This is a genomic window from Arthrobacter sp. KBS0703 (assembly GCF_002008315.2).
GTDB lineage: Bacteria > Actinomycetota > Actinomycetes > Actinomycetales > Micrococcaceae > Arthrobacter.
Genome location: NZ_MVDG02000003.1, coordinates 1 through 7246, shown reverse-complemented (window position 1 = coordinate 7246; position 7246 = coordinate 1). Strand labels below are relative to the sequence as shown.

Here is a 7246-nt window from a genome sequence, read left to right as displayed (position 1 = left end):
GGGCTCCTGCACCTGCTGGGCGGCCACACACTGCGCTTCGCCAACCAGTCCCTGGCGGACTTTGTCAGCGCGGTCAAGAAGCGCGCCGAGCTGCTCGACCGGCTCTAGGGCTTGTCTCCCAACCTTCGGCGCAGTGGCTCGTGCGTGAGCCGTTGATACCCGTTGCTTCCCAGGGGGATCGTGTGTCAGCCTCGAAGTGATCCCGCCGGGCGACGACGGGTAGCAGACAAGGAGCACGGCGTGGGACTCATCCATATCGACCTGTTCACCACGCTCGACGGCGTCGCGCAGGCGCCCGGCGGGCCGGAGGAGGACGCTGAGGGCGGCTTCGCGTTTGGTGGCTGGCAGGCGCCTCTCATCGACGAGGTCGTCGGCGAGCAGATCGACGCAGGAATGGTGGGGATGGACGCGCTGATGCTTGGGCGCCGGACGTACGACATTTTTGCCTCGTACTGGCCGCATGCGGAGGGGAGCATCGCGCGGCTGTTCAACCGCCTTCCCAAGTACGTGGCCTCGCGCCAGGCGCCCACCCTCGACTGGGCCAACTCCACGCTGCTCGGTCCTGATGTCGCCGCCGCCGTGCGCGACCTGCGCGAAAGGCACGAGGACATCCACGTCATCGGCAGCCTCGACTTCGTGCAGACCCTGTTCGCCGAGAAGCTCTTCGACCGGCTCACGCTCTGGGTGTATCCGATCCTCCTCGGCGGCGGAAAGAAGGTCTTCGCCAACGGGGTGGTTCCGACGAACCTCACACTCATCGAGCCGGTGGTCGCCTCACCTAAAGGTGCGGTGCTGCAGCGCTACGCGCTCGCCGACGGCACGCCCGGCGTCGGCGATATGTCCGCCGTCGATCAGGAGGGCTAGCGCAGCCAGGGCGGGTCGCCTTTGACGATTGGGCCAGGTCCGCCCGGGCCAAGGCCGGCCACAGTTGAGCCCGGCCACTTGTGAACACCTTGGGGGAGCTCAGTTTGGGGTGGTCACCACCTGCGGGGCGGCCGCCGGAAGTCTGCAGGGTTTTTCCAAGGGGCACTCCCGATAGTTGGCAGCAGCAACCATTTGGAAGCCTTTGCGGCCCCGGCAAAGACACATAAGCCTCGCACGCTTAACGCAAGTCACCCACCCACCTGAGCGCAGAGATTCTGGAGTTAACTCCCTCTGCTTCCCAGTCCTGCATACGGATACCGGCATCTCCGAGAGGAACAGCCATGAGGAACCTTCCAGTTAGTCCACGAACAGTAAGTCCACGAACCCTTCGTAAGATCACCATCCTTGCCGCCGCCGCAGCGCTGATCGCGGCCGGCGGAACGGGTTCCGCCCTGGCCAAGGGCGGCACGGCCAAACCGCCGAAGGGAATCGTTTCCCCCTGGGTGGTGCCCACCCTGGCCACACCGGCCTCCGCAGCATCAGCCCGCGGCTTCGATGACACCGGCTTTGCCAGCAACGCCACCGTCAACACCGACAACACGTCGTGTCCCGGCGTGACGGATCCCGAGTACTACGGCGGCACCGTTACCATCAACGGCATCCTCATCACCATCCCGTGCAACCTGGTGGTCCAGATGCCGGCCAACACGCTGACCTGGGCGGACTTCGTCCATGGAACCGGCGGCACGGCTCCGCTCGGCGTCGACGGCCTGGAACTGCGGGCCGTCGGCAACATCGTGGGATCACGCCACATAGCCGGCCTGGCTTTTGTCTCCCAGCAGTCGGCCAATACAGGCCGCGGTGAAATCACCGGGATCGACTACGCCAACGGCGCCCTGAAGGTGGCTGACGCCGCGGGCGGAACCGTGACCGTCCAGCTGAACGACCCCAAGATCGCCGGCCTGCACGACAGCACCGGCGCCGATACCGGCCGGTTCAGCAACGGCCAGTCGCCTGATTACCGCTTCAGCGTTGACCAGGACAACCCCACCATCCACGCCGCCACGGGCTACCCCATGTGCATCCCGCGCACGGATCCGTCCGTCAAGGATGACCCCCTGTGCCCGCAGAAGAACCGCCCGCTGGCACCGTCGGCCACCACGGTCACCGTACCTGCCTGCCGCAACTTCAGCGTGGCCGGTGTTGTGCCGCCGGCCAGCGGAGAGCTCAGCGCCCCGGCGGCCGGCCAGAAGTACTGCTCGCAGTATGTGATGCCGGTGCCGGGAATCAGCGCCACCGCCCCGGACGCCAACCAGCAGGCGCCCTTCGAAATCGGTGACGTGGTGGACTACTCCGGAACGCTCATTCACGGGTCGCCGGACTACATCTCGGCCCACACGGTTGAGGCCAACCTCGGCATCTACACCCAGCCCGGCACGCAGCCCAGCTACCTGGCGATCGGCGAGTTCGGCGTGGGCACCGCGGACCCCCTTGCGACGGCACCCAACGGCGTGGCGCAGGAGACCCAGGACAGGATCTTCCTCGAATCCGAAACCACGGACGTCAAGACCCCGGTGGATATCTACTACGAGGACCGCAATGCCGACGGTTCGGTCTTCAACCGGTGGATCACGCCGTTTGAAATGACGGGCGAGAACGCGGCCCCGCTTACCGGGCCGACGGGCGGCATCACCACGCAAAACACCGGCCCCCAGCCACAGCGGGCCCGGCTCCGCGCCACGAAGGCCCCCACCGGCCTCCTCAGCCCTGTCTCTTATACACATCTAGATGTGTATAAGAGACAGCCGCCGGACTGATCGGCCTCGCCGCCGGCGTGACCGCCCTGGCGCGCACCCGCCCGGCCCGGGGCAAGTAGCCTCCGCGCCTCCAGCCTGAGCACCTCGCGCCACCATGGCGGGCGCGTTCGCGGAAGTCATGGGAGCGAACAGGAACGGACAGGGCTCCGGACAGCAACCACTGTCCGGAGCCCTGTCCACGGGACGGCCGCAGGGGCCAGCTACACACCCAGGAATCGCCTCCATTCATGAAGAAGTCACCAGGGCGTCACGTCGATGCAACCAACGGAGCCCACACTGGTCCCAGTAGTCAGGGAAAGGAGCCGTCATGGACCTTGAAGGCAGGCATATCCGTTCCTGCGCAGAACTTTCCCCGGGGGACCGAACTGAAGCCTGGCGCGGTGACCGTCCGCTGCACCGGGGCCGTGTCCTGGCAGTCGTCCCGGAGCTGGACATGTTCTGGATTCTTGATGCCCGCACAGGCACCCGGCAACTGCTGGACCTCGATCAGCTGCGTGTCCTGCGGTGCCCGCTCCGGCTCTTGCCGTCTCCACCGGACCGGGATCCCGGACCGGCCGCAGCCTGACGTGCACCCACGTACCGCCAGGCGAACAGTGCGTGAACTTCCGCCGGGACACGACCACCGGCAGCACGCTCCCCCTACCATTGCCCGCATGCACTCCCTTGAATCCGAAGCGTTGATCAACGCGCGCCCCTCCACGGTCTGGGAGGTCCTCACCGACGCCGGCAACCTGACAGTCTGGGAATCCGGCATCACAGCCGTCGACGGCGAGCTGCGCAACGGCGGACGGGTCCGGTTCCACACCACGGGCACGGGGCGCCGGAGTATCCGGGTGCGGGTCCAGCAGCTGCCCGGCCGGGTCATGGTCTGGACCGCCCGCCTGCCGCTAGGAGTTTCGACGACCGCCCGCACGTTCACGCTCGCACCCGCGGACGGCATGACCAGCTTCCACGTAAAAGACGAGCACCGCGGGCTCCTGCACCTGCTGGGCGGCCACACACTGCGCTTCGCCAACCAGTCCCTGGCGGACTTTGTCAGCGCGGTCAAGAAGCGCGCCGAGCTGCTCGACCGGCTCTAGGGCTTGTCTCCCAACCTTCGGCGCAGTGGCTCGTGCGTGAGCCGTTGATACCCGTTGCTTCCCAGGGGGATCGTGTGTCAGCCTCGAAGTGATCCCGCCGGGCGACGACGGGTAGCAGACAAGGAGCACGGCGTGGGACTCATCCATATCGACCTGTTCACCACGCTCGACGGCGTCGCGCAGGCGCCCGGCGGGCCGGAGGAGGACGCTGAGGGCGGCTTCGCGTTTGGTGGCTGGCAGGCGCCTCTCATCGACGAGGTCGTCGGCGAGCAGATCGACGCAGGAATGGTGGGGATGGACGCGCTGATGCTTGGGCGCCGGACGTACGACATTTTTGCCTCGTACTGGCCGCATGCGGAGGGGAGCATCGCGCGGCTGTTCAACCGCCTTCCCAAGTACGTGGCCTCGCGCCAGGCGCCCACCCTCGACTGGGCCAACTCCACGCTGCTCGGTCCTGATGTCGCCGCCGCCGTGCGCGACCTGCGCGAAAGGCACGAGGACATCCACGTCATCGGCAGCCTCGACTTCGTGCAGACCCTGTTCGCCGAGAAGCTCTTCGACCGGCTCACGCTCTGGGTGTATCCGATCCTCCTCGGCGGCGGAAAGAAGGTCTTCGCCAACGGGGTGGTTCCGACGAACCTCACACTCATCGAGCCGGTGGTCGCCTCACCTAAAGGTGCGGTGCTGCAGCGCTACGCGCTCGCCGACGGCACGCCCGGCGTCGGCGATATGTCCGCCGTCGATCAGGAGGGCTAGCGCAGCCAGGGCGGGTCGCCTTTGACGATTGGGCCAGGTCCGCCCGGGCCAAGGCCGGCCACAGTTGAGCCCGGCCACTTGTGAACACCTTGGGGGAGCTCAGTTTGGGGTGGTCACCACCTGCGGGGCGGCCGCCGGAAGTCTGCAGGGTTTTTCCAAGGGGCACTCCCGATAGTTGGCAGCAGCAACCATTTGGAAGCCTTTGCGGCCCCGGCAAAGACACATAAGCCTCGCACGCTTAACGCAAGTCACCCACCCACCTGAGCGCAGAGATTCTGGAGTTAACTCCCTCTGCTTCCCAGTCCTGCATACGGATACCGGCATCTCCGAGAGGAACAGCCATGAGGAACCTTCCAGTTAGTCCACGAACAGTAAGTCCACGAACCCTTCGTAAGATCACCATCCTTGCCGCCGCCGCAGCGCTGATCGCGGCCGGCGGAACGGGTTCCGCCCTGGCCAAGGGCGGCACGGCCAAACCGCCGAAGGGAATCGTTTCCCCCTGGGTGGTGCCCACCCTGGCCACACCGGCCTCCGCAGCATCAGCCCGCGGCTTCGATGACACCGGCTTTGCCAGCAACGCCACCGTCAACACCGACAACACGTCGTGTCCCGGCGTGACGGATCCCGAGTACTACGGCGGCACCGTTACCATCAACGGCATCCTCATCACCATCCCGTGCAACCTGGTGGTCCAGATGCCGGCCAACACGCTGACCTGGGCGGACTTCGTCCATGGAACCGGCGGCACGGCTCCGCTCGGCGTCGACGGCCTGGAACTGCGGGCCGTCGGCAACATCGTGGGATCACGCCACATAGCCGGCCTGGCTTTTGTCTCCCAGCAGTCGGCCAATACAGGCCGCGGTGAAATCACCGGGATCGACTACGCCAACGGCGCCCTGAAGGTGGCTGACGCCGCGGGCGGAACCGTGACCGTCCAGCTGAACGACCCCAAGATCGCCGGCCTGCACGACAGCACCGGCGCCGATACCGGCCGGTTCAGCAACGGCCAGTCGCCTGATTACCGCTTCAGCGTTGACCAGGACAACCCCACCATCCACGCCGCCACGGGCTACCCCATGTGCATCCCGCGCACGGATCCGTCCGTCAAGGATGACCCCCTGTGCCCGCAGAAGAACCGCCCGCTGGCACCGTCGGCCACCACGGTCACCGTACCTGCCTGCCGCAACTTCAGCGTGGCCGGTGTTGTGCCGCCGGCCAGCGGAGAGCTCAGCGCCCCGGCGGCCGGCCAGAAGTACTGCTCGCAGTATGTGATGCCGGTGCCGGGAATCAGCGCCACCGCCCCGGACGCCAACCAGCAGGCGCCCTTCGAAATCGGTGACGTGGTGGACTACTCCGGAACGCTCATTCACGGGTCGCCGGACTACATCTCGGCCCACACGGTTGAGGCCAACCTCGGCATCTACACCCAGCCCGGCACGCAGCCCAGCTACCTGGCGATCGGCGAGTTCGGCGTGGGCACCGCGGACCCCCTTGCGACGGCACCCAACGGCGTGGCGCAGGAGACCCAGGACAGGATCTTCCTCGAATCCGAAACCACGGACGTCAAGACCCCGGTGGATATCTACTACGAGGACCGCAATGCCGACGGTTCGGTCTTCAACCGGTGGATCACGCCGTTTGAAATGACGGGCGAGAACGCGGCCCCGCTTACCGGGCCGACGGGCGGCATCACCACGCAAAACACCGGCCCCCAGCCACAGCGGGCCCGGCTCCGCGCCACGAAGGCCCCCACCGGCCTCCTCAGCCAGCCGGACCGTACCGTCCGCGTGGGAGTCCGCAGCCTGTGCATGCCCACGCCGGTCAACACCACGGCAACCACCATCAACCAGGCCGCTCTGGACAGCTGCTTCAAGAACGCCCCCACCAAGGCCAACGGGCTCCAGCCCGGGCAGTACATCGCTCCGGTCTTCGAGTACATCTTCCCGGAGAACGTGAAGCCCGGAGACGTGATTGTGCCAAACGACCTGTACCACCTGCCGTTCCTGGTCAACGGTGAAGGCACTAACAACGCCGGCGCCCTGGTGCCTTCTCCGTGGTAACACGGGAGGCCGACGGCGGCAGCGCGGCCTAAATGAACGCGCACCCCAGCCTGTGGCGGGGACTCGCTTCGGCGGTCCTCGCCACAGGCGTGCTCGCCGGCTGCAGCCCGGCTCCTCCGGTGCCGACGGCGCAGCCGGCACCAGCGACAGCGAATGCGCCGGTAGGACATACGCCGGCCTGTCTCTTATACACATCTAGATGTGTATAAGAGACAGCTCTTGCCGTCTCCACCGGACCGGGATCCCGGACCGGCCGCAGCCTGACGTGCACCCACGTACCGCCAGGCGAACAGTGCGTGAACTTCCGCCGGGACACGACCACCGGCAGCACGCTCCCCCTACCATTGCCCGCATGCACTCCCTTGAATCCGAAGCGTTGATCAACGCGCGCCCCTCCACGGTCTGGGAGGTCCTCACCGACGCCGGCAACCTGACAGTCTGGGAATCCGGCATCACAGCCGTCGACGGCGAGCTGCGCAACGGCGGACGGGTCCGGTTCCACACCACGGGCACGGGGCGCCGGAGTATCCGGGTGCGGGTCCAGCAGCTGCCCGGCCGGGTCATGGTCTGGACCGCCCGCCTGCCGCTAGGAGTTTCGACGACCGCCCGCACGTTCACGCTCGCACCCGCGGACGGCATGACCAGCTTCCACGTAAAAGACGAGCACCGC

Annotated in this window: 9 protein-coding genes; 8 read left to right on the top strand and 1 reads right to left on the bottom strand. The window is 66.7% G+C overall.

Annotated features, from left to right (window positions below; all coding sequences use genetic code 11):
* Nucleotides 1-240 precede the first annotated feature (240 nt).
* Both B1A87_RS22160 and B1A87_RS22155 read left to right on the top strand, forming a co-directional pair.
* The gene (locus B1A87_RS22160; RefSeq protein ID WP_078028723.1) at nt 241-864 is read left to right on the top strand and encodes a dihydrofolate reductase family protein; all 624 of its coding nucleotides are present in this window, start codon (nt 241-243) and stop codon (nt 862-864) included.
* Nucleotides 865-1205: 341 nt separating this feature from the next.
* Entirely contained in the window at nt 1206-2681 is a 1476-nt protein-coding gene (locus B1A87_RS22155) for a hypothetical protein (protein ID WP_144275943.1), read from the top strand.
* Here the strand turns inward: B1A87_RS22155 and B1A87_RS24440 are convergent.
* Nucleotides 2639-2764 carry a hypothetical protein gene (locus B1A87_RS24440; protein WP_260681128.1) on the bottom strand — a complete coding sequence of 42 codons (126 nt, stop codon included), beginning with the start codon at nt 2762-2764 and terminating at the stop codon, nt 2639-2641. The two genes, B1A87_RS22155 and B1A87_RS24440, sit on opposite strands and share 43 nt — an antisense overlap.
* A 224-nt stretch (nt 2765-2988) precedes the next feature.
* On the opposite strand from B1A87_RS24440, the gene B1A87_RS22150 reads away from it, so the two are divergent.
* The 6 genes from B1A87_RS22150 to B1A87_RS22130 all read left to right on the top strand — a co-directional run.
* Nucleotides 2989-3246 (top strand): hypothetical protein, encoded by a 258-nt coding sequence (locus B1A87_RS22150; protein WP_185982187.1) that lies wholly within the window; start codon nt 2989-2991, stop codon nt 3244-3246.
* A gap of 88 nt (nt 3247-3334) precedes the next feature.
* The gene (locus B1A87_RS22145; protein WP_185982188.1) at nt 3335-3760 is read left to right on the top strand and encodes an SRPBCC family protein; all 426 of its coding nucleotides are present in this window, start codon (nt 3335-3337) and stop codon (nt 3758-3760) included.
* A gap of 132 nt (nt 3761-3892) precedes the next feature.
* Nucleotides 3893-4516: a dihydrofolate reductase family protein gene (locus B1A87_RS22140; RefSeq protein ID WP_078028723.1), complete on the top strand. Its 624-nt coding sequence runs from the start codon at nt 3893-3895 to the stop codon at nt 4514-4516.
* A gap of 341 nt (nt 4517-4857) precedes the next feature.
* Nucleotides 4858-6576: a hypothetical protein gene (locus tag B1A87_RS22135; RefSeq protein ID WP_078028722.1), complete on the top strand. Its 1719-nt coding sequence runs from the start codon at nt 4858-4860 to the stop codon at nt 6574-6576.
* Nucleotides 6577-6608: 32 nt separating this feature from the next.
* A complete protein-coding gene (locus tag B1A87_RS23195; protein WP_185982445.1) occupies nt 6609-6785 on the top strand; it encodes a hypothetical protein in 177 nt (58 codons plus the stop codon).
* A 143-nt stretch (nt 6786-6928) separates the two neighbouring features.
* A partial coding sequence (locus B1A87_RS22130) for an SRPBCC family protein (protein WP_185982444.1) occupies nt 6929-7246 on the top strand: 318 nt, incomplete at its 3' end.